We start from the raw sequence: 262 nt of genomic DNA, 5'->3' as shown, positions 1-262 counted from the left end.
GAACTACTTTCATACGGGTGCAGGAGCAGGAAAACCAGATTTTTAAAGACTAAAAAAGAAAGCCATATCAGTGATATGGCTTTCTTTATATATTGTATTGTATTTTATGTAAGCATTGCGCCGTCAACATTCAAGGTCTGACCTGAAATGTAAGCCGCCATATCGCTTCCTAAAAAGACGCAGGCATTCGCAACATCTAGTGTATTTCCTAATCTCTTCATTGGAATACTGTCTCTCCATTCCTGAATTCTTTTTTCTTCTA

General features: G+C 37.4%; 1 protein-coding gene. It reads right to left on the bottom strand.

Annotation, left to right across the window (positions count from 1 at the left end):
- Positions 1-104: 104 nt before the first annotated feature.
- The coding region (locus SCA31_RS23970) for an SDR family oxidoreductase (RefSeq protein ID WP_410699497.1) at positions 105-262 on the bottom strand (158 nt) is incomplete at its 5' end.

Origin of the sequence: Chryseobacterium sp. SIMBA_028 (genome assembly GCF_046535285.1) — a bacterium.
Taxonomy (GTDB): Bacteria; Bacteroidota; Bacteroidia; order Flavobacteriales; family Weeksellaceae; genus Chryseobacterium.
The sequence above is the reverse complement of the archived record's forward strand: the minus strand, read 5'-3'. Positions and strand labels throughout refer to the sequence as shown.